The sequence below is a fragment of the Actinocatenispora sera genome (genome assembly GCF_018324685.1).
In the GTDB taxonomy this organism is placed as follows: domain Bacteria; phylum Actinomycetota; class Actinomycetes; order Mycobacteriales; family Micromonosporaceae; genus Actinocatenispora; species Actinocatenispora sera.
This window is the reverse complement of the sequence record NZ_AP023354.1, coordinates 223,639-243,871: the sequence shown is the minus strand read 5'-3', so window position 1 is coordinate 243,871 and position 20,233 is coordinate 223,639. Positions and strand designations below refer to the sequence as shown.

16 protein-coding genes are annotated in these 20,233 nt (G+C 73.5%); 8 read left to right on the top strand and 8 right to left on the bottom strand.

Annotation, left to right across the window (positions count from 1 at the left end; genetic code table 11):
• Window positions 1-60: 60 nt before the first annotated feature.
• Both Asera_RS01080 and Asera_RS01075 read right to left on the bottom strand, forming a co-directional pair.
• The gene (locus Asera_RS01080; protein WP_157034650.1) at window positions 61-3,198 is read right to left on the bottom strand and encodes a tetratricopeptide repeat protein; all 3,138 of its coding nucleotides are present in this window, start codon (window positions 3,196-3,198) and stop codon (window positions 61-63) included.
• A complete protein-coding gene (locus Asera_RS01075) occupies window positions 3,195-4,964 on the bottom strand; it encodes an HSP90 family protein (RefSeq protein WP_030444837.1) in 1,770 nt (589 codons plus the stop codon). The genes Asera_RS01080 and Asera_RS01075 overlap by 4 nt, the downstream gene beginning before the upstream one ends.
• Window positions 4,965-5,108: 144 nt before the next feature.
• Here Asera_RS01075 and Asera_RS01070 point away from each other — a divergent pair, with 144 nt between their 5' ends.
• The 4 genes from Asera_RS01070 (at window position 5,109) to Asera_RS01055 (ending at window position 8,745) form a co-directional block, all read left to right on the top strand.
• Window positions 5,109-6,068 (top strand): ABC transporter ATP-binding protein, encoded by a 960-nt coding sequence (locus Asera_RS01070; protein WP_051801830.1) that lies wholly within the window; start codon window positions 5,109-5,111, stop codon window positions 6,066-6,068.
• On the top strand, window positions 6,061-6,924 hold the full coding sequence (locus tag Asera_RS01065; RefSeq protein ID WP_030444839.1) for an ABC transporter permease: 864 nt from the start codon (window positions 6,061-6,063) through the stop codon (window positions 6,922-6,924). Before Asera_RS01070 ends, Asera_RS01065 begins: the two co-directional genes overlap by 8 nt.
• A 76-nt stretch (window positions 6,925-7,000) precedes the next feature.
• Complete coding sequence (locus Asera_RS01060) at window positions 7,001-7,990, top strand: ABC transporter ATP-binding protein (protein ID WP_030444840.1); 990 nt, start codon at window positions 7,001-7,003, stop codon at window positions 7,988-7,990.
• A complete protein-coding gene (locus tag Asera_RS01055; RefSeq protein ID WP_244843679.1) occupies window positions 7,987-8,745 on the top strand; it encodes an ABC transporter permease in 759 nt (252 codons plus the stop codon). The genes Asera_RS01060 and Asera_RS01055 overlap by 4 nt, the downstream gene beginning before the upstream one ends.
• A 104-nt stretch (window positions 8,746-8,849) precedes the next feature.
• Here the strand turns inward: Asera_RS01055 and Asera_RS01050 are convergent, their stop codons facing one another.
• On the bottom strand, window positions 8,850-9,074 hold the full coding sequence (locus Asera_RS01050) for a GntR family transcriptional regulator (RefSeq protein ID WP_030444842.1): 225 nt from the start codon (window positions 9,072-9,074) through the stop codon (window positions 8,850-8,852).
• A gap of 38 nt (window positions 9,075-9,112) precedes the next feature.
• Window positions 9,113-9,337, bottom strand: coding sequence for a GntR family transcriptional regulator (locus tag Asera_RS01045; protein WP_030444843.1), 225 nt, complete (start codon window positions 9,335-9,337; stop codon window positions 9,113-9,115).
• A 243-nt stretch (window positions 9,338-9,580) separates the two neighbouring features.
• On the opposite strand from Asera_RS01045, the gene Asera_RS01040 reads away from it, so the two are divergent.
• Entirely contained in the window at window positions 9,581-9,772 is a 192-nt protein-coding gene (locus Asera_RS01040) for a hypothetical protein (protein WP_030444844.1), read from the top strand.
• Here the strand turns inward: Asera_RS01040 and Asera_RS01035 are convergent.
• The gene (locus Asera_RS01035) at window positions 9,730-10,959 is read right to left on the bottom strand and encodes a hypothetical protein (RefSeq protein ID WP_212804477.1); all 1,230 of its coding nucleotides are present in this window, start codon (window positions 10,957-10,959) and stop codon (window positions 9,730-9,732) included. The two genes, Asera_RS01040 and Asera_RS01035, sit on opposite strands and share 43 nt — an antisense overlap.
• 187 nt (window positions 10,960-11,146) lie before the next feature.
• A complete protein-coding gene (locus tag Asera_RS01030; RefSeq protein WP_212804475.1) occupies window positions 11,147-13,096 on the bottom strand; it encodes an AMP-binding protein in 1,950 nt (649 codons plus the stop codon).
• A 65-nt stretch (window positions 13,097-13,161) separates the two neighbouring features.
• Between Asera_RS01030 and Asera_RS01025 the strand changes: the two genes are divergently transcribed.
• From Asera_RS01025 to Asera_RS01015, 3 genes are all read left to right on the top strand, one after another.
• Window positions 13,162-14,031 (top strand): TetR/AcrR family transcriptional regulator, encoded by an 870-nt coding sequence (locus tag Asera_RS01025; RefSeq protein WP_084130975.1) that lies wholly within the window; start codon window positions 13,162-13,164, stop codon window positions 14,029-14,031.
• A 179-nt stretch (window positions 14,032-14,210) separates the two neighbouring features.
• Window positions 14,211-17,861 (top strand): transcription-repair coupling factor, encoded by a 3,651-nt coding sequence (gene mfd / locus Asera_RS01020; protein WP_030444848.1) that lies wholly within the window; start codon window positions 14,211-14,213, stop codon window positions 17,859-17,861.
• A gap of 214 nt (window positions 17,862-18,075) precedes the next feature.
• Entirely contained in the window at window positions 18,076-18,474 is a 399-nt protein-coding gene (locus Asera_RS01015) for a hypothetical protein (RefSeq protein ID WP_051801840.1), read from the top strand.
• Between the two features lie 60 nt (window positions 18,475-18,534).
• Here the strand turns inward: Asera_RS01015 and Asera_RS01010 are convergent, their stop codons facing one another.
• Both Asera_RS01010 and Asera_RS01005 read right to left on the bottom strand, forming a co-directional pair.
• A complete protein-coding gene (locus tag Asera_RS01010) occupies window positions 18,535-19,452 on the bottom strand; it encodes a CU044_5270 family protein (RefSeq protein ID WP_030444850.1) in 918 nt (305 codons plus the stop codon).
• The gene (locus Asera_RS01005; protein WP_051801842.1) at window positions 19,445-20,038 is read right to left on the bottom strand and encodes an RNA polymerase sigma factor; all 594 of its coding nucleotides are present in this window, start codon (window positions 20,036-20,038) and stop codon (window positions 19,445-19,447) included. Before Asera_RS01005 ends, Asera_RS01010 begins: the two co-directional genes overlap by 8 nt.
• Between the last annotated feature and the right edge of the window lie 195 nt (window positions 20,039-20,233).

Sequence of the window (20,233 nt, the reverse complement as noted above, 5' to 3'; positions counted from 1 at the left end):
GGCGGGTGTTCGGTGCCGCGCGGGTCGGGGCGTTGCCGCCGACCCGCGCCGTACCGGGGCTCAGCGTTCGGTGTCGGCGAGCAGTGCGGTGATGTCGGCCCGGTGCTCCTCGGCCGCCGGCGGCAGCTCGTCCAGCAGCGCGGTCAGCGTGCTGCGGGCGTCGGCCCGCCGGTCCAGCCCGATCAGCAGCCGGGCGTGCAGCGTGCGTACCGCGATCTCCACCGGGGTCGGCGCCGGATCGAGGTCACCGCCCGCCCGCAACCCGGCGAACAGCGTCGTGGCCCTGCCGGTTCGCGCCAGCGCCTCGTCGAGCCGCTCCGCGTTGGCGAGGATGCGGCCCGCGTCGTACCCGAGCACGGCCACCTCCCAGCAGGCCCGCGGCGTTTCGGTACCCGCGACCTGCGCCGCCGCGTCCGCGGCCGGCAGCGCGGCGAGCGCCCGCTCCGGTTGGTCGGCCCACTGCCAGGACAGCGCCGCGTTGCGTGCCGCCCGCAGCTCGTCCACCGCCAACCGCGCCACCCGCTCCGCCGCGTCGGGCCCGCCCCCGGCGCCGTCGCCGGCCGCGCCGGCTGCGCCGGTCCTGCCCCCGTCGTCGGCCGCGCCAGCCGCGTCCGCCGAGTCGGGCCCACCCCCGTCGTTGGCCGCGCCGGCACCGCTGAGTTCGGTGGCGTCACCGGTCTCGCTGGGCTCGGCGGCGTCACCGGACGCGGCGAGCCGGGCGGTGCGGAAGGCGGCGGCGCCGTCCGCCCAGCGCTGGGCCGCCTCGGCGTCCCGGTCGACACCGTCCAGGATCTCGGCGATGCGCGCGTTCGCCTCACCGACGCCGGCGGCGTTGTCGGCCGCGCCGCAGTGCCGCGCGACCTCGTCGAGCGCTTCGATGGCCGCCTCGGTGGCGTGCAGTTCCCGGTACGCGACGCCCAGCAGCAACAGCGTGTCGATCCGGACCGGCAGGTCGTCCGGGTCGGTCAACCCGTCGAGCGCGTCCTCCCCGACACTCGCCGCCTCGTCGTACCGGCCGGTCCGGCCCAGCGCGTCGGCCAGCGCCGCGCGCAGGTGCGCGACCGGCCGCAGTTGGCCGAGGCCGGACCACAGGCCGATGGCCTCGGTGAGCGGCTCGATCGCCTCGTCCGGCCGGTCGGCGTCGAGCGTGGCGTGCCCGTACAGCCGGAGAGCCTCGGCCCGGGTGTTCGCCTCGGCGCCGACCGCGGCGGCCCGGAACTCGCCGATCGCGGCGGCGAAGTCGCCGGCCTGCGCATGCAGTCGGCCGGTGAGCAGCCGTACCTGCGTCACCATCTCGGCCGGGCGGCCGGCCAGCAGCCGGATCGCCTCGGCGGCGTGGGACAGCGCGCTCGCCGCTTCGCCCGAGTTGGCGTGCATGAACGCCAGCAGCGCGTGGGTGCGGCCGGTGTGCCGGTCGTCGGCCGGACGATCGAGGGCCTGCCGTGCGGCCGCGACCGCCGCCGGCTGCCGGCCGGCCGCGTCCAGCCCCATCGCCAGCCGTTCCTGCGCCGTCCGGGCCGCGGCCACCGGATCCTCCCCGACCGGATCCTCCCCGACCGGAGCGTCTCCAACCGGCGCCGCCTCGACCGGCGCGTCCTCGACCGGCGCCTTCCCGGCGGGCGCCTCTTGGGCGGACGCCTCCTCGGCCGGTGCCGCGGCGGCCAACTCGGCCAGCGCGTCGCGCGCGGCGGTCAGCTCGGCCAGCCCGGTTTCCGGGTCGTCCTGCCGGCAGCGCGCCAGCCCGGCCAGGCTCAGCGCGGTGTGCCGGCGCACCGGCGAGTCCGGAAACAGGTCGGCCGCGGCGCGCCAGTGCCCCTCGGCGGACGCGACGTCGGTGTCCGACTCGGCCAGCCCGCGGGACATCAGCCGCCGGCCGGCAAGCGCACCGACCGGGCTCGGGCACACCTCGTCGAACCGGGCCCAGGCCGCCCGCTCCGCCGCCTCGTCGAACTGGGACCCGTACCGCTCGGCCGCGTCGGCCAGCGCCGCGGGCTCGGTCGGCAGCGGTGGCATCGCGACCGGCTCGACCGGTACCGCCGGGGCCGGCGCCGCGCTGCCCCAGCCGGCCCGCGCCAGCGGCAGCCGGTCGACCAGCGGCTCGGCGGTCAGCAGCGCGGCGATCTCGGCGCCCTGCTGGCCGGTGCCGTTGCGCTCGTCGAACCGGGCCGCGATCGCCGTCGCCCGCGCCGCCAGCTCGGCACCCAGCGCCGCCACCGTCGTGGTCCGGGCGGCACCGTCCGCGGTGGTCTCGTCGGCGGTCAGCGGCGGCCGGTCGAGCTCGGTGTCGCCGTGCCCGGACGCGGCCAGCCGGCGCAGCAGCAGCGCGGTGGCGCCGGCGAACCGCATCTCCGCGTACGGGTCGGGCGGCGCGGCGAGCCAGCCCAGGTGCCGCTGCACCAGCTCCAACCCGCGCGGCTCGTTGCCGGTACGGGCGCAGAACTCGACGTGTTGCGCGATCGACGCGAGGTCGGAGTGGGACGAACGCAGTGACCGGTAGGCGCGGCGGTGCGCGTCGGCGGCCTGCTCGTACCGGCCGGTGCGCAGGTACGGCAGCAGCAGCGCGGTGAGGATCATCTGCGGCTGCTCGATGCAGGTCAGGTTGCCGGCGAGCACCGGCACCGACAGCTCGATCGCCTCCTCGTCGGCGCCGATGTCCGCAAGGTGCTCGATCCGCGCGGTCGGCTCGCAGCCGGCGCAGTCGGACAGGTCGTCGCGCGGCGCGGCACACCACAGCCGGTACTGTTCGGCCGCGGCCGCCGTGTCGCCCAGGTGGCGGGCGACGAGCCACCGGTACTGGTGCACGGCGTGCATGCTGTGCCCGCCGGCACGGTAGCGGCGCTCCATGTCGTCGAGCACGGCCTCGGTGCGCGCCAGCGGCACCTCCGGGAACAGCGGCAGGTGCGCCACGATGTGCTTGAACGACCACATCACCTGGTGCACGAACCGGTCGTCGGCCGCGCCCCGGTCGAGCGCGGCGAGGCACCAGGCGAACGGCACGAACATCTTGCTGGTCTCGCCGGCGTACTGGTAGGCCGAGACCGCGAGCGCGCGGGCCGCGAACTGCAGGTCGTTCCACTCGGCTGCGTCCGCTTCGGCCACCACCGCCTCGATCGCGGCGACCTGCGGCGGGCCGTACGGCAGGTCCCACGCCGTGGACAGTGCGGCCCACGCCTCGTCTTCGCCGTGTGCCATCGTCATGCCCTCTCGTCGCGCTCGGGTGGCACGGCCGCGTCCAGCAGGCCGAGGAAGGACCGGTTGATCAGCACCACGTCCGCGGGCCGCACCGGGTGGTGGCCGAGCAGCAGCGCCTGCCCGTACAGCGCCTGGGTCGCGGTGTGCGCCAGCCGCTCGTCGCGCAGCCCGCACACCCGCCGGACCAGGTCGTTGCGGTGGTTGAGGACCAGCTGCGGGCGCTGCTGGGCCGGCTTCACGAACGCGTCCAGCACGCCCGCCCACACCTCGTCGGCCTGCGCCCTGGTCGCTTGCAGCTCGGCGGCGTGCGCGGCGGAGCGATCCACCAGGTACAGCGCGGGGACGGTGGCCGGCTCGAAGCTGCGCAGCACCACCTCGCAGCCCAGCTCGTCCACCGCGCGCTGGGCGGTCCGGCGGAACTCCTGCAGCGGCAGCTCCACCTCGGCCGGCAGCGGGTCGAACCGGGTGGCGAGCTCGCTCGGGTCCAGCCGGCGCACCGCCGGCCCGCCGGGCAGCGCACCGAACCGGGCCACGATCTCCGCGTCGTAGGTGTACCCGCCGTTGAGCACCGGCACGTCCTGCGCGGCAGCCACCGCCGCGAGCGCCCGGAACTCGTCCGCGGTCTGGGTGTACCGCACCTGCCCGTACCGCGCCGCGAACTCGGCGAGGGTGATCCGGCCGACGTTGGTCTCCATCGGCCACCACTGCGCGACCAGTCGCAACATCTCGTCGTCGTGCACCGCGAGCGCCTTGACGCCGAGGTGGTGCACGGCGAGGAAGCGGGCCAACCGGTCGGGGTCGGTGTCGGCCAGCCGCACCAGCCAGCCGCGCAGCTGCGCGCCGATCGCCTCCTGGGTGGCGGCGAGCGCGTCGTCGGCGTACAGCGCCTCGCGGCTCGCGGTGGGTCGCAGCTCGGTCGCGTCGACCACGCAGCGCACGAAGAACGCCCACTCCGGCAGCAGCCCGTCGACCGACTCGGCCAAAAGCATCCGCTTCAGGTAGACCCGGTGGCGGGTGCGCTCGGCCGGGTTCGCGGAGAACGGCAGCACGTAGGCCACGCCGGTCAGCCCGGCCGCCGGCACGGACAGCTCGATCACGTCGAACGGGGTGAACCCGAGCACGTCCTGCGCGTACCCGACGAGGTCGGCGCGGCGGGTGCCGGCCGGCCGGTCGTCGTCGCGCCAGGGCGGGCCGGCGTCGGTGACCGGCGTGCCGTCGACGGTCACCGGGACCGGCAGCATCGACCCGTACAGCCGGGCCAGCTCGGTCACGGTCGTCGGGGCGAACCACTGCCCGCAGCCGTGCCGCGCGGTGAGCGTGACGGTGCTGCCGGGCTCGTCCCGGTCGGCCGGCTCGACCCGGTAGGTGCCGTCGGCGCGGCCGACCCAGCCCAGCGCCGGGCCGCCGGCGGCCGAGCGGGTCACCACCCGCACCTCGTCGGCGACCAGGAACGCCGACAGCAGGCCGATGCCGAACTGGCCGAGGAACTCCTGCCGGGCGAAGCCCAGCTCGTCCCGCTTGCCGCTGCGGCCGATCGTGGCGAGCAGCTCGTGCACCTGCGCCTCGGTCAGCCCGATCCCGTTGTCGGACACCGACAGGGTGCCGGCACCGGTGCGCACCGACACCGCCGGCGGCGGCCCGCCGGTCCGGGCGGTCAGCGCGTCGACGGCATTCTGCAGCAACTCCCGCAGATACACCCGAGGGCTGGCATAAAGGTGATTGCTGAGCAGATCGACCACGCCACGCAGGTCGACCTGGAAAGTCCGGTCCACGTTCCTCCCCTGTCTCGCCGAAGCAGGGTAGCCACCGGGAGCGACAACGCGGGGCCCTCGGGGTTCCCCTTATGTCGAAAGTCAGGGTCGATGTACGACGCTCGCCGGACGACACCCGCCCGCCGGACACGTACGGTTCGATACGTGGCCATCATCACGACCCAGGCGCTCACGAAGAGATACGGCACGGCGGTCACCGCCCTCGCCGATCTCACCGTGCAGATCGAGCCGGGCATCACTGGACTGGTCGGCGCGAACGGCGCGGGCAAGTCGACGCTGATCAAGACGATGTTGGGGCTGCTCGCGCCCACCGGCGGGCAGCTACGGGTGCTGGGCCTGGACCCGACCCGTCAGGGCGAGCAGGTGCGCGCCCGGGTCGGGTACATGCCGGAGAACGACAGCCTGCCGCCGGACGTGTCGGCAGCCGAGTTCGTCACCCACATGGGGCGCATGTCCGGGCTGCCGCGCGCGGCCGCCCGGGAGCGCGCGTCCGAGGTGCTGCGGCACGTCGGGCTCTACGAGGAGCGGTACCGCCAGATCGGCGGCTACTCCACCGGGATGAAGCAGCGGGTCAAGCTGGCCCAGTCGCTGGTGCACGACCCCGAGCTGCTGCTGCTCGACGAGCCGACCAACGGCCTTGACCCGGCCGGCCGGGACGCCATGCTCGACCTGGTGCACCGGATCGGCACCGAGTTCGGCATCTCCGTGGTGGTGTGCTCGCACCTGCTCGGCGAGGTCGAGCAGATCGCCGACGGGCTGGTCGCGATCGAGGCCGGCCGGCTGCTGCGGGCCGACCGGGTGTCCAGCATGACCGCGCGCACCGCGGTGCTCGCCGTCGAGGTCGACGAGGGCACCGACGAGCTGGCCGCGGCCCTGTCCGCTCGAGGGGTGCGGATCGGTCACGACGGCGCGGCGCTGATGACGCCGGTCGAGTCGCCGGCGACGTACGACCTGGTGCGCGACGTGATCGTCGATCTCGGCCTTCCGCTGCACCGGCTGGAGGAGCGGCGGCACCGGGTCGCCGAGCTGTTCGGCTCACCGGCCGCACACGCCGCGGCGCCCGCATCTGCCGGTACGGACGAGGGGAGGAGCGGCGATGAGTGAGTCGGCGACCGGCACCATCCACGACATCGGCTACCAGCGGTACACCGGTCCGCGGCTGGGTCGCAGCTACTCGGTGCGCTCGCTCTACGCGTACAGCCTGCGCACGGTGTTCGGGCTGGGGCGTGGGCCGAAGTCGAAGATCTTCCCGTTCTCGCTGGCCGGCATCCTGCTGGTGATCGTGGTGGTGGTGGCGGCGGTCAAGGCGCGGTTCAACGTGGCGATCCCGCCGCTGGACTACGCGAACTTCCCCGGCACGCTGAGCTTCCTGCTGATGCTGTTCGTCGCGACCGCCGCACCCGAGCTGGCCTCCCGCGACCTGCGCAACAAGGTGCTCCCGCTGTACTTCTCCCGCCCGATCGGCCGGGACGACTACGTGCTGGCGAAGCTCGCCGCGCTCGTCACCGGCGTGTTCCTGACCCTCGCGGTGCCGGAGCTGGTGATGTTCCTCGGCGGCGCGTTCTCCGCCGGCTCGGCGAGCGGCGTCTGGAGCCAGTTCACCGCTCTGGTACCGGGCCTGGTCGTCTCGGCGATCTTCGCGCTGGTGCTGTCGGCGGTCGCGTTGCTGGTGGCGTCGCTGTCCTCGCGGCGGGCGATCGCGGCCGGCGCGGTGGTGGCGCTGTTCCTTGTCACCTCGCCGATCAACGGGGTGCTGAGCGTCGTCGGTACCGGCGCGACCCGCGAGCTGGCCGGTCTGACCAGCATCACCGGCATCCTGGCCGGCCTGCGCGCCTGGCTGTTCTCGGGCTCCGAGCTCGACATCGGTCCGTACGGCCCGATCTACGCGGCCGCCGCCGTCGTCCTCGTCGGCCTGTGCACCGCACTGCTGATCACCCGGTACCGGAAGGTGGCGTCCTGATGAGCGAGCGTCAGCGAGTGAACCATGAGGACCGCCCATCGTGCCTCATCGGGCTTCCGACGAAGGAGGAAGGTCGATGAGTATCGGCACTGAACCGGCGACGAAGCCGGTCGCCCCGACCGATGCCGCCACCCTGGAACTGTCCACCGTCTCCAAGTGGTACGGCAACGTCGTCGCGATCAACGACGTCTCTATGCGGCTCGGCCCCGGGGTGACCGGCCTGCTCGGCCCCAACGGCGCCGGCAAGACCACGCTGCTGCACATGATGGCCGGCATGCTCGCGCCGTCCCGCGGCACCGTCCACATCGCGGGGCAGCCGGCCTGGCGCAACCCCGACGTGTACCGCTTCCTCGGCCTGGTCACCGAGCGGGAGAACGTGCACGGGTTCCTGACCGCGCGCGAGTTCATCCACGCCTCGGCGAAGCTGCAGCGGCTGCCCGACGTGTCCGCCGCGACCCAGCGGGCGCTGGAGATGGTCGACCTGGTCGACGCGGCGGACCGCCGGATCGAGACGTACTCCAAGGGCATGCGGCAGCGTGCCCGCGTCGCCGCCGCGCTGGTGCACGACCCGCAGGTGCTGCTGCTGGACGAGCCGTTCAACGGAATGGATCCGCGGCAGCGGATGCACATGATGGACCTGCTGCACCGGATGGCCTCCGCCGGCCGCACCGTGCTGTTCTCCTCGCACATCCTGGAGGAGGTCGAGCAGCTGTCCGGCACCGTCCAGGTGATCGTGGCCGGCCGGCTCGCCGCGTCCGGTGACTACCGGAAGATCCGGCGGCTGATGACGAGCCGGCCGCACGAGTTCGTGCTGGCCAGTTCCGACGACCGGGCCCTCGCGGTCGCGCTGATGGCCGAGGACTCGGTCGCCGGTGTCGAGCTGACCGGCGGCTACGCCGCCCGCGGCGTGCCCGAGGGCGGCATCAAGGTCCGGGCCAGCGACTACGGCCGGTTCACCCGCGCACTGCCGCGAATCGCCAAGGAACGCGGCATCCGGTTGTCCGCGGTGGTTCCGGCCGACGAGTCTCTGGAAAGCGTCTTCTCCTACCTGGTAGGTGCCAAGTGAGCGCACGCACGACGGTGGCGCCGGCCAGCGGGCCGCGCCTGTTCAACCCGACGATCGCCGGCATCACGCTGCGCGGCCTGCTCGGTCGGCGCCGGTCGCTGCTGCTGATCCCGCTGCCGCTGGTGCTGATCGCGCTGTCGCTGCTGGTCCGCACCGGCGACGTGACCACCAGGGACGCGTTGCAGGTGGTGGTGACCGGCCTCGGTGTCGCGGTGATCCTGCCGCTGACCGCGCTGATCATCGGGACCAGCGTGCTCGGCTCGGAGATCGACGACGGCACGATCGTGCACATCCTCGCCAAGCCGGTCGCCCGGCGCGAGATCGTGCTGACGAAGTACCTGGTCGCGGCGGTGGTCTCCGGCCTGGTGGCCGGCGTGTCGCTGCTGATCGCCGGCACCATCGTCGCGTCGGTGTCGGTCGGCATCGGGTTCGGCATCGCCGGCCTGATCGGCGCCTTCGTCTACTCGGCGCTGTTCGTGTTGACGAGCCTGGTGATCCGGCGCGCGGTGCTGGTCGGCCTCGCGTACATCCTGTTGTGGGAGGGGCTGCTCGGCAACGTGCTGGACGGCACCAAGGTCCTCTCGGTGCAGAAGTACGTCTCCGAGTTCGCCGCCACGTTCTCCGGCAGTTCGCTGGTGCACGGCCCGATGTCGCTGATCCTGGCGATCGTGATGTCCGCCGTCCTCACGGTCGGGGCCCTGGCCCTCGCCGTCGACCGGCTCCGCTCCTTCTCCATGGCCGGCGAAACCAGCTGACCAACCGACGCGAAGAGGGGCGCCACCGCAATGGTGGCGCCCCTCTTCGCGTGTCGGTACCTGCTTGCGCCGTCGGGCGGGGCTCGTGCGGACCGCCGGCGCGGTCACTTCTTGACGTAGACGCCCTTGTTCCGCACGACGGTGACGACACCCTCGTCGACCAGGACCGCGATCGCGCGGCGGAGCGTCTGCCGGGCCACGCCGAGCTCCTGTGCCAGCGCCAGCTCGCCGGGCAGCCGTACCGGGTAGGTCCCGTCGGCGATGCGCTCCCGCAGGATCCGCAACACCTGCTCCCACACCAACTCGGTGCTGTCCGGATCGACCGTCATCGGTCCATCTTCGACGGCGACCGCAACACCCGGCGCGATCACCTGTTGACGTACATGCCCTTGCCGCGGACGACGACGAGCACACCTTCGTCCACCAGGATGGCGACGCCGCGGCGCAGACTCGGGCGACTGACGCCAAGCTCGTTGGCGAGGTCGAGCTCGCCGGGCAGCCGGTTCGTGTACGTCCCGTCCTGCACGCGGTCCCGAAGGATGCGCGCGACCTGCGCGTAGATCAGCTCTGGCGATTCCGGGTCGACAGCCACACCTGCACGGTAGAAGTTGCCAGGCATCGTTTGGCCTCCCGCAACATCATTTCAACTCACATGACAACAGTAGACATCAGTTGACATGTGCCGTACCGTGAAGGCGTCGATACGGAGCGACCCCCGGCTGCTGGCTAGAGCAAACCGGGGGTCTGACCGGTATTGGAGGTACCGGCTGTGGGGAAGCGTAAACCAACTGCGACATACGTGTTGTCCGCGGACGATATCCGGGCGGGTGATCAGGTGTTCATCTCGCCGGCGGCCGGGGTGCACGGGCACGGCTGTTGGTGGGGGATGGTGGTGTCGCGGATGCCGGCGCTGGTGAACGGGGCGGTCTACCTGCGGGTGGTGCCAGTCGACAAAATCGGGGACGACCCGCAGGTGACGACGTTCTACGCGCGGCTGTCGGGGCTGCTGGTGCGGCGGATGCCGTGAGCGTGCCGATCGCGCTGGGTTGGCTGTTCAGTCTGGTACTGGCGTTCGTGCTCGGCGCCGCCCACGCCCACCGCGACCGGTAGGCAGGGCCCGGTCAGGTGGCGGCGTTGGCGGTAGCGGAGGGTGGCGACGGCGAGGGCCACCGACCACAGCGGCCAGAGCAGCGAGGGCAGCATCACCAGTGGCCACTCCCGCAGGTTCGCCAGCGCGTCCGGGTTGGTCGCCAGGCTCAGTACCACCGACTTCGACGTGGTGGCGACGAGGCCGGCCACGAGCAGGCCGGGCAGCACCGCGAGCAGCACCGGTACCCGGCGGCCCCGCAGGCCGGGCATCCAGCGGGGAAACACCTCGCCCCAGGGGCGGATCAGTCCCCAGGTGAGCAGCGCGCCGAGCGAGGCGGAGACCGCGAGTCCGAGCCCGGCCCACAGGATCGGCGAGCCGAACGGTGCCAGGTCGAAGCCCGGTACCCGGAAGAACATCAGGACCCGGGTCAGGGCGTAGACCAGCGGCGCCTCCATCGCCAGGTGCGTCCACCGCCGGCAACTCGCCCGCACCCGGGCCGGAGCGCCACCGCGGCCCCGGATCCGCGCGGCGAGGCCGATCGCAAGACCGACCCCGGCCCCGGCCAGCGCCACCTGGAGCAGCAGCGGTACCGAGGCGAGCAGCGTCACGTTGAGCTCGGACCGCAGCATGGTACCGATCAACGTGGCGGGCAGGTAGCCGAGCACGGTGAGGATCGAGGTGTCCAGCACCGTGAGTACGGCCGCGATCCCCACCGCGGCAACGGCCACGGTGACCGGCCGGCGTTGGCCTCGGAGCGCCGGGGGGCTGGCCGCGAGCCAGACGGCGGCGGCGCACACCGCGAGGCAACTGCCGAGAAACACCGCGTTGGCGGCCCCGGGCGGGAAGTCGGTCAGCGCGGTGCCGAACCGTTCGGTCGGCTGGTCCAGCGGGTTCCGGTCGCCGCGGACCAGCCAACCGGTCCCGAGCACGGCCAGTACCAGCGCGATCGCGGCGGCCCCGGCCGGCGCCAGCCGGGTGGCGACGACCCGGGACGCGCGCCCACCGGGGCGGGGTTCGGTGTCGGTCGGCGCTGCGCGACCGGGTGGCGCCGCGGTACCGGGAGTCCCTGCGCGGCGGCCCACGTCGGGGTGCCGGTGTGCGTCGTGCTGCGGTGTCGATGCCATGCCCGTACTGTTCCGGCGATGCGCCGTCCGGCGACTCCCCACCGAGACCGGCCCGGCTCCCCCGGCCGAGGGAACGGTGCGGCTCGGCGCGACCGGGGAGCGGTGCGGCTCAGCTTGACCGGGGAGCGGTGCCGCTCCGCTCGACTGGGGAGTGGTGCGGTCCAGTGCGTCCGCGGAGCGGTGCGGCTCAGTGCGACCGGGCGCGCAGGGCGTTCTTGTCGGGCTTGCCGAGCGGGGTGAGCGGCAGCGCGTCGAGGTACTCGACCCGGCTCGGTACGTTGATCTCCGGCAGCCGCGCGGTCACCACCGCGCGCAGCTCGTCCGCCGGTACCGGTGCGTCCGCGATCAGGTAGGCGACGACCGCCTCGCCGGTCGTCCCGTCCGGTGCACCGACCACGGATGCGGCTCGTACCAACGGATGCTCGGTCAACGCCGCCTCGATCGGTGCGGCGTAACAGTTCCAGCCGCCGACGATGATCATCTCGCGGGCCCGGCCGACCAGGTACAGGTACCCGTCGTCGTCGAACCGGCCCAGATCGCCGGTGTGCAGCCAGCCGTCCCGCAGCACCGCGGCGGTCTCGGCCGGGCGGCGCCAGTAGCCCGGCATGACCGAGTCGGAGCGCACGCAGACCTCGGCGATCTCGCCGGCGGGCAGCACGGCGCCGGCGGCGTCCCGGATCGTCACCTCGACGCCGGGCAGCACCCGGCCGGCCGAAGCGAGCAGCTCGGGCCGGTCGTTCAGGCCGCGGACGTGGTCGGCGACGGTGAGGGCGGTGATCGCCGGCGCCTCGGTCGACGCGTACCCCTGCTGGAAGACCGGGCCGAACGCGTCGATGGCGGCCCGCAGCCGGGCCGGCGCGATCGGCGCGCTGCCGTACACCACGAACGACAGCGCACTGGTGTCGGTGCGCCGGCGGTCCGGATGGTCCAGGAGTTGGCCCAGCAGAGCCGGATAAAGGTACGTGAGGACCGCGCCACCGCGCAGCGCGGCGAGCGAGGCGAGCATCGCGCCGGGCTCGAAGTCGTACGTCTCCACGGTGATACCGAGCATCAGCATCATCAGCGCCATGTCCCCGGCGACGTGGGCGATCGGCGTCACGGCCAGGAACCGCGCACTGCCGGTACGGGCCGCGAGTTCGTCCCGGGCGGCGGCGGCACCGGCCAGCGCGGACCGCGCCGCGGCGTGCAGCGCGGCGTACGTGGTCGGCACGCCCTTCGGCAGCCCGGTGGTACCGCCGGTGTACGTGATCCGCGCGATGTCGTCCTCGGCCGCGGCGACCGGCAGCGGCTCGTCCGACTCCCCGGCCGCCAACCCCGCCAACCGCTCGACCGTCACCGCCCGCACCCCGAACGCCCCCGCGCCCACCGGCACGTCGCCGCCCCGCGCCACGCCGCCGATCCGCGCGCCGCTGATCACCGGGCCGTCGGTCAGCAGGCTGTCGATCCCTGCGCCGTCGGTCACCGGGCCCTCGATTCCCGCGCCGTCGGTCACCGACTCTGCGCCGTCGGTCACCTGGTCCTCGATCCCTGCGCCGTCGGTCAGCGGGCCCTCGATTCCCGCGCCGTCGGTCACCGACTCTGCGCCGTCGGTCACCTGGTCCTCGATCCCTGCGCCGTCGGTCAGCGGGCCCTCGATTCCCGCGCCGTCGGTCACCGTCTCTGCGCCGTCGGTCACCTGGTCCTCGATCCCTGCACCGTCGGTCAGCGGGCTGTCGATTCCTGCGGCGTCGGTCGCCGGGTTGTCGGGCACGGGCTGGCCGGTCGCCGGGCCGCTGACAGCCGGGCCGCTGCCGTCGAGCAGCGCGAGGCCGGCGGCTGCGGTGACGACGAGCGTCGGGTCGGCGTCCGCGACGATGTGCGGCACCGACTGGGTGGTCGGCCCCAGGTGCACGTGGGTGAATCGCGACCCCAGCAGGTACGCCGCGAGCCGAACGAGCAGCGCGTCCGGGGTGTTGGCCGCGAGCAGCACCAGCCCGTCGCCGCGCCCGACGCCGAGGCCACGCAGCGCCCGTGCGGTCCGGTACGTGTCGGCGCGCAGTTCGGCGAAGCTCCAGCTGCGGCCGGCCGCGACGAGCGCGGTGGCCGCACCGTGCGCGTGCAGCGCGTCGAACAGGTCGGTCACGTACCGGGCGGGCATCGTTCCTCCAAAAACTAACGCTGTTCATTTAATCTCGACCAGCATAGCCCGGTACCGTGCGGGCCATGCCAACCGACCGGACGCCGCCCCACGGGACACCGGCCCACGGAAGGCCCGCCGACGCGGCAGCGGCGCACGGCACGTCGAGTGACGGGGCCCGCTCCGACGGGACGCCCGCCCACGGGCCCGGGACGCCCGCCGACGCGACGCCGGCCGAGGGGGTGCCCGGCGGCGGGGCCGGAGCGAGGCGGCGCGGTCGGCCGCGCAAGGACGAGCCGGCGCTGACCGAGCGGGTCGTCCTCGACGCCGGGGTGCGGCTGATGGTCCGCGACGGACTCGACGCGGTGACCATGCGCGGCCTCGCGGCCGAGCTCGGGGTGCGTGCCGCGTCGCTCTACCGGTACGTGCGGAACAAGGACGAACTGCTCGACGCGCTCGCCGACGAACTGTTCGCCGGAATCGACCTGACCCGGTACGCGCAGGACGACTGGCGCGCCGCGCTGACCGCGATGGCCGCCGCGCTGCGCCGGCACCTGCTCGCCCGGCGCGACTCCGCCCGGCTGATCGCCGGCCGGTTCACCACCGGGCCGAACGCGCTGCGCAACATCGAGGCGCTGCTGGCGGTGCTGCGCGGCGCCGGGTTGTCCGACCACGACGCCGCGTTCGCCACGTACACGTACGTGACCTGGCTGTTCGGCTTCGTCGCCGCGGAGCAGAACCGGCTGTCCGCCGAGGTCGCCGCCGGGATGGCGCCCCGCGAGTACCTGGACCGGCTCGCCGGCCGGCTGCGCGCGATGCCGCCCGACCGGTACCCGCATGTCGTCGCGCTGGCCGGCGAGCTGACCGCGCCGGACCTCGCGGCCCGGTTCGACTTCGCGCTGGCGCGGCTGCTCGCCGGCATCGACGTCCTCCGCACCACTGCCGATCCCCGTTGACCGTGGTGGTATCCGACTGAGATAGCGCTTTCCGCCGGTATGGCACCGCGTCCGGCCGGCGAGGAGCGGCGGCGGCCGGCGAGCGGAGCGGGTTGTCGGTGGGCCGGCGTAGGCTTGCCGCACAACCCCTGGGCCTGCGATCCCGGGGGCCATTCTGCGTGCCTGGAGTTGACTCGTACATGAAGCTCGCCGGCCTGCTGACCGCTGCCCTCGCCGACCCGGCGCTCGCTCGCGCCCGCGACACCGCCCGCGAAGGCGGCGCGGCCGCGCAGCGGTTGGACCTGACCGCACCGCCGGCGCTGCGGCCGTTCGTGGTCGCCGCGATCGCCGCCGACGCGGCGGCCGGCGCCGGCCGCCCGGTGCTCGCGGTCACCGCCACCGAGCGGGAGGCCGACGACCTGGCCGAGGCGCTGCGCTCGCTGTTGCCGCCGGACGAGGTCGTGTCCTACCCGGCCTGGGAGACGCTGCCGCACGAGCGGCTCTCGCCGCGCTCGGACACGGTGGCCCGGCGGCTGTCCATCCTGCGCCGGCTGGCGCACCCGGTCGCCGGCGAGCCGGCGCAGGGTCCGGTCCGGGTGGTCTGCTCGGCGGTGCGCAGCGTGCTGCAGCCGCAGTTGCGCGGGCTCGGCGACCTGGAACCGGTGCGGCTCGCCTCCGGCGACACCGCGGACCTGGAGCAGGTCGCGCGGCGGCTGACCGACCTGGCGTACAGCCGGGTCGACATGGTCGGCGGGCGCGGCGAGTTCGCGGTGCGCGGCGGGATTCTCGACGTGTTCCCGCCGACCGAGGAGCACCCGCTGCGGGTCGAGTTCTGGGGCGACGAGGTGGACGAGATCCGCCCGTTCGCGGTGGCCGACCAGCGCTCGTTCGAGCCGACCGGGGAGAAGCCGGTCGTGCTCGCGCCGCCGTGCCGCGAGCTGCTGCTCACCCCGGAGGTACGGGCACGAGCGGCGGCGCTGGCCGCCGACCACCCGGGCCTGGCGGAGATGTGCGAGAAGCTCGCCGAGGGCATCCCGGTGGAGGGCATGGAGTCGCTGACCCCGGCGCTGGTCGGCGGCGACAACCTGGAGCTGCTGGTCGACGGCATGCCGACCGGTACGGTCGTGCTCGCCTGCGATCCGGAGCGGATCCGCTCGCGGGCACACGATCTGGTGTCCACCTCGGCGGAGTTCCTCGCCGCCAGCTGGGCCGCCGCGGCGGCCGGTGGCGCCGAGCCGATCGACCTCGGCGCGGCCGCCTTCCACTCCCTTGCCGACGTGCGCGGGCGTGCCGACGAGCTGGGCATGCCGTGGTGGAGCCTCAGCCCGTTCGGCACCGTGGAGGCGGAGTCGGCGCCCTCCTCGATCGAGGCCGAACTCGCCGAGATCGACCCCGAACTGGCGTCCGCCGTGGACGACGTGGTGCCGGACGACGCGGTCGCGCTCGGCGCGCAGCCCGCCCCGCTGTACCACGGGGACGGTGCCGCGTTGCTCGGCGACGTGCGCCGCTGGGCCGCCGACGGGTACGCGGTCGCGCTGGTGTTCGAGGGCCACGGGCCGGCGCAGCGCACGGTCGAGCTGCTGCACGAGGCCGACCAGGGCGCCATGCTGGTCGAGGCGATCGCCGAGCCGCCGGAACCGCAGTCGATCCTGGTCGGCTGCGGCGGGCTGGACCGCGGCTTCGTCGACGAGACCGGCAAGATCGTGGTGATCACCGGTAACGACATCACCGGCGGCAAGGGCGCGTCCACCAAGGACATGCGCCGGATGCCGAGCCGCCGGCGGAAGAACGCGATCGATCCGCTGGAGCTCAAGCCCGGCGACTACGTGGTGCACGAGCAGCACGGCATCGCGAAGTACCTGGACATGGTGCGCCGCACGATCAACGGCGCCGAGCGCGAATACCTGGTGCTGGAGTACGCGCCGAGCAAGCGCAACCAGCCCGGTGACCAGCTGTTCGTGCCGACCGACCAGCTCGACCAGCTCACCCGCTACGTCGGCGGCGAGCACCCGACGCTGTCCAAGATGGGCGGCGCCGACTGGCAGAAGACCAAGTCCCGGGCCCGCAAGGCGGTCAAGGAGATCGCCGCCGAGCTGATCCGGTTGTACGCGGCGCGGCAGAACTCGCCCGGCCACGCGTTCGGCCCGGACACCCCGTGGCAGCGCGAGCTGGAGGACGCGTTCCCGTTCCGGGAGACGCCGGACCAGCTGGAGGCCATCGACGAGGTCAAGGCCGACATGCGCAAGCAGTACCCGATGGACCGGCTGATCTGCGGCGACGTCGGGTACGGCAAGACCGAGATCGCCGTGCGGGCGGCGTTCAAGGCGGTGCAGGACGGCAAGCAGGTTGCGGTGCTGGTGCCGACGACGCTGCTGGCCCAGCAGCACTACAACACGTTCACCGAGCGGATGGCGCAGTTCCCGGTGAACATCCGCACCCTGTCCCGGTTCAACACGGCGATCGAGACCGAGCAGACCCTGACCGGCATCGCCGACGGCAGCGCCGACATCGTCCTGGGCACCCACCGGCTGCTGTCCTCGCAGACCCGGTTCAAGCAGCTGGGCCTGGTCATCGTCGACGAGGAGCAGCGGTTCGGCGTCGAGCACAAGGAATACCTCAAGCAGCTGCGTACCCACGTCGACGTGCTGACGATGTCGGCCACGCCGATCCCGCGGACCCTGGAGATGGCGGTGACCGGCATCCGGGAGATGTCGGTGATCGCCACCCCGCCGGAGGAGCGGCACCCGGTGCTCACCTTCGTCGGGGCGTACGCCGACAAGCAGGTCGCCGCCGCGGTCCGGCGCGAGCTGCTGCGCGACGGCCAGGTGTTCTACCTGCACAACCGGGTCGAGTCGATCGAGAAGGCGGCCCGCCGGATCCGCGAACTGGTACCAGAAGCGCGGGTCGCGGTGGCGCACGGCCAGATGGGCGAGGAGCGCCTGGAAAAGATCATGCTCGACTTCTGGAACCGCGAGATCGACGTGCTGGTCTGCACCACGATCGTCGAGTCGGGCATCGACATCCCGAACGCGAACACGCTGATCGTGGAGCGCGCCGACATCCTCGGCCTGTCCCAGCTGCACCAGATCCGCGGCCGGGTGGGCCGCGGCCGGGAACGCGCCTACGCCTACTTCCTCTACCCGGGCGAGAAGCCGCTGACCGAGCAGGCGCACGAGCGGCTCGCCACCATCGCGCAGCACACCGAGCTCGGCGCCGGCATGTTCGTGGCGATGAAGGACCTGGAGATCCGCGGCGCCGGCAACCTGCTGGGCGGCCAGCAGTCCGGGCACATCGAGGGCGTCGGCTTCGACCTGTACGTGCGGATGGTCGGCGAGGCGGTGCAGGCGTTCAAGGGCGAGGCGCCGGAGGAGATCGCGGAGGTGAAGGTCGACCTGCCGGTCGACGCGCACCTGCCGCACGACTACATCTCGGTCGAGCGGCTACGCCTGGAGATGTACCGCAAGCTCGCCGAGGTACGCGACGAGGCGGCGCTGGACGAGGTCCGCGCCGAGCTTTCCGACCGGTACGGGGAGATCCCGACCCCGGTGGAGAACCTGCTCCAGGTGGCCAACTTCCGGCTGCTCGCCCGGCGGTACGGGTTGACCGACGTGTCGCTGCAGGGCCGGCACGTCCGGTTCAGCCCGATGCCGCTGCCCGACTCGAAGCAGTTGCGGCTCAAGCGGTTCTACCCGGACGCGACCTTCAAGTCCACTGTGGACATGGTCAGCGTGAACCGGCCGACGACCCGCCGGGTCGGCGGCGAGCCGATGCGTGACCTGCCGCTGCTCAACTGGTGCGCCGAGCTGATCACCACCATCCTGGACGCCCCCGCCCCGGCGAAGACGGGCTGACCGGCGTAGCACCGGGTCTGCCCGGTGCTAAGCCGATCGCGGTACGGCGGTGCCATCCCCGGGCGGATGCCCGAGCGGCGACCGTGGTGCTGTGCTGTGCGGGTCAGATCCGGAGATCCGGCAGTACGGATCGCCGGCACCTCGTCGAGGGTCCGACAGCACGGCGCCGACGGTGCGTCCTGCGGGGGCCTGACACCGCACAGGGGAGTCCGAGATGAGCTCGACGCGACAGGTCGGGGTGCTGATGGTGATCGAGGCGGTCACCTTCGGCGTCGCCGGGTACCTGCACCTGAACGGCCGGATCCCGCTCGGCGTCACGACCGTGCACGGCGAGTGGTTGCCGCCGGCGACGGTCGCCGAGTGGCTGATCGGCACGTTGCTGCTGGCCGCGGCGGTGCTGACGGCGCTGCGGGTGCCCGGCGCCGGCCCGTTCACGCTCGGCGCGCTGGGCTTCGGCATCGTCGGTGTGATCGTCGGGCTGAGCATCACCGCGAGCGGCGGCCGCACCGCCGACATCGTGTACCACGTGACGATCCTGGCGGCGCTGATCGCCACCCTGGGCCTGCGACTGCGCGCCGCCCGCCAGCCGCGCCCCGCCGGTATCGGCGGCTGAGCGCCACGGCCGACCCCGCCCGGCCGGTACCAGGGCCGGACCGGGCGAGGTGGGCTCGGGTCAGCGCGGCAGCGTGTCGGTCCACTCGCCGGTGACGGTCGCCGCACGGCTCGCCGACAGCCACACCTCGGTGCCGTCGGCGGTGACGACGAAGTTCGTCCCCCGTACCCGGGCGGTCTTCGGGTCGATCACCAGCCGTGCGGTGTGGTCCCCGGCCGGGAACGAGATCGCCCGGCCGCCGTCGACGCGACCGAGGTCGCGCACCCCGGGGCGGGTCGCCAGGACCCGGAAGGCGGCCGCCCGGACCCGTTCCGGCGCGGGCAACTGCGACACCAGGCTCGTCAGCGAGTCGACGACCAGCTCGCTGCGCTGCGCGGCGCTGAGCTTCCCGCCGCTGGTGCGCACCGAGCCGTCCGCGGCGTTGTGCTCGACCGCCTTGGTGATCCAGGCCCGGAGCGCGGTCGCGTTCTGTGGCAGCGACCGGAGTTCCGGCACGCTGATCGCGGTGCCGGCCAGCCGCATCGGGGTCTTCATGGGCAGCGCGACGACCGTGCCGTGGGTCTTGTCGCCGCGCACCCAGAGGCGGCCGTCCCGGCTGCGCCACGTCTCGTCGGCCGAGCCGGAGCCGTACGTCAACTTCACGTGCCAGTACGTGCCGGTGGCGTCGGGCGTGTCGGCGGCGGTCGTGGCGGCGGCGAGCAGCACGTTCTGCCCGCCCGACACGGTGCTGGTCGCCGGCGTACGCGGCCCACCGGTCGTGCTGCCTCCGGTCGGCGCGGACGGCCCGCTCGTGACCGCGACGGCCACGACGGCGCCGGCGGCGACGACCGCGGTGGCACCCACCCCCATCGCCCAGCGACCGGGGCGCGGCCGGCGCAGCGTGGCCCGCTGCAGTCGCCGGCGCCCGTCGTCGATGACCTCGGTGGTCGGTTCCGCCGTGTCCAGCAGGGTGGCGACTGCCTGCAGATCCTCATCCATGGTTGGTCTCCTGGTCGAATGCGGTACGAAGCTTGGCGCGGGCCCTGCTGAGCCGGGATCCGGCCGTGCCCGCGGGGATGCCGAGCGATTGGCCGACCTCGTCGTAGGTGAGCCCGCCGAGAGTCACGAGCAGCAGCACGTCACGCTCGCGAGTCGGAAGCGATCGCAAGGCGCGGGCCAGCCGGGGCCGTAGCCGCCCGGCCGCGGCGATGTCGACGGCGCGGTCCTCCGGCCCCTCGGCGGCAACCTCGACAGGCACTCGGGCCAGTGCCTGATAGCGGCGGGCCTCCACCCGCCGGTGATGCCGCACGATGTTCGTGGCGATGCCGAACAGCCACGGCCGCAGCGCGCCGCGCGCCGGGTCGAACCGATCCCGCTTGGCGTACGCCACGAGGAACGTCTCGGCGGCGAGGTCGTCGGCGTGCTGCGGCCCCAGCCGGCCGGCGATGTAGCGGTAGATGACCCGGAAGTACCTGTCGTACACGGCGGCGAACCGCGCCGGGTCGTCCCGCAGCTCCGCGACGAGTTCCGCCTCGTCGGCCGCGTCCGCCGGCCCCGCGGCCGTGTCCACCGGACCGGCGGTCACGTCACTGCCTCAGTCATCCGGAGTCCTTCCTCGTAGTCGGTGCTGACACCAGGACTCCGTCGCAACCGCGAATCGCCTTCCCGGCCCGCGCCGGCCCGCTCCGCAGGCCGCCGATCCGGCCGCCGCGGTCAGTGGGCATGCCGGCGAGGCTGCCGCCCGGCGCCGCCGGTCGGGACGCCCGGTCGGGCACCGGAC

Bases quoted from the DNA above. Each gene is read 5' to 3' on its own strand.
- Asera_RS01065 (WP_030444839.1), top strand. From the start codon at position 6,061: ATGAGTGAGTCGGCGACCGGCACCATCCACGACATCGGCTACCAGCGG.
- Asera_RS01035 (WP_212804477.1), bottom strand. From the start codon at position 10,959: ATGGCATCGACACCGCAGCACGACGCACACCGGCACCCCGACGTGGGC.
- Asera_RS01015 (WP_051801840.1), top strand. From the start codon at position 18,076: ATGAGCTCGACGCGACAGGTCGGGGTGCTGATGGTGATCGAGGCGGTC.
- Asera_RS01080 (WP_157034650.1), bottom strand. From the start codon at position 3,198: ATGACGATGGCACACGGCGAAGACGAGGCGTGGGCCGCACTGTCCACG.
- Asera_RS01030 (WP_212804475.1), bottom strand. From the start codon at position 13,096: ATGCCCGCCCGGTACGTGACCGACCTGTTCGACGCGCTGCACGCGCAC.
- Asera_RS01060 (WP_030444840.1), top strand. From the start codon at position 7,001: ATGAGTATCGGCACTGAACCGGCGACGAAGCCGGTCGCCCCGACCGAT.
- Asera_RS01010 (WP_030444850.1), bottom strand. From the start codon at position 19,452: ATGGATGAGGATCTGCAGGCAGTCGCCACCCTGCTGGACACGGCGGAA.
- Asera_RS01025 (WP_084130975.1), top strand. From the start codon at position 13,162: ATGCCAACCGACCGGACGCCGCCCCACGGGACACCGGCCCACGGAAGG.
- mfd (WP_030444848.1), top strand. From the start codon at position 14,211: ATGAAGCTCGCCGGCCTGCTGACCGCTGCCCTCGCCGACCCGGCGCTC.
- Asera_RS01050 (WP_030444842.1), bottom strand. From the start codon at position 9,074: ATGACGGTCGATCCGGACAGCACCGAGTTGGTGTGGGAGCAGGTGTTG.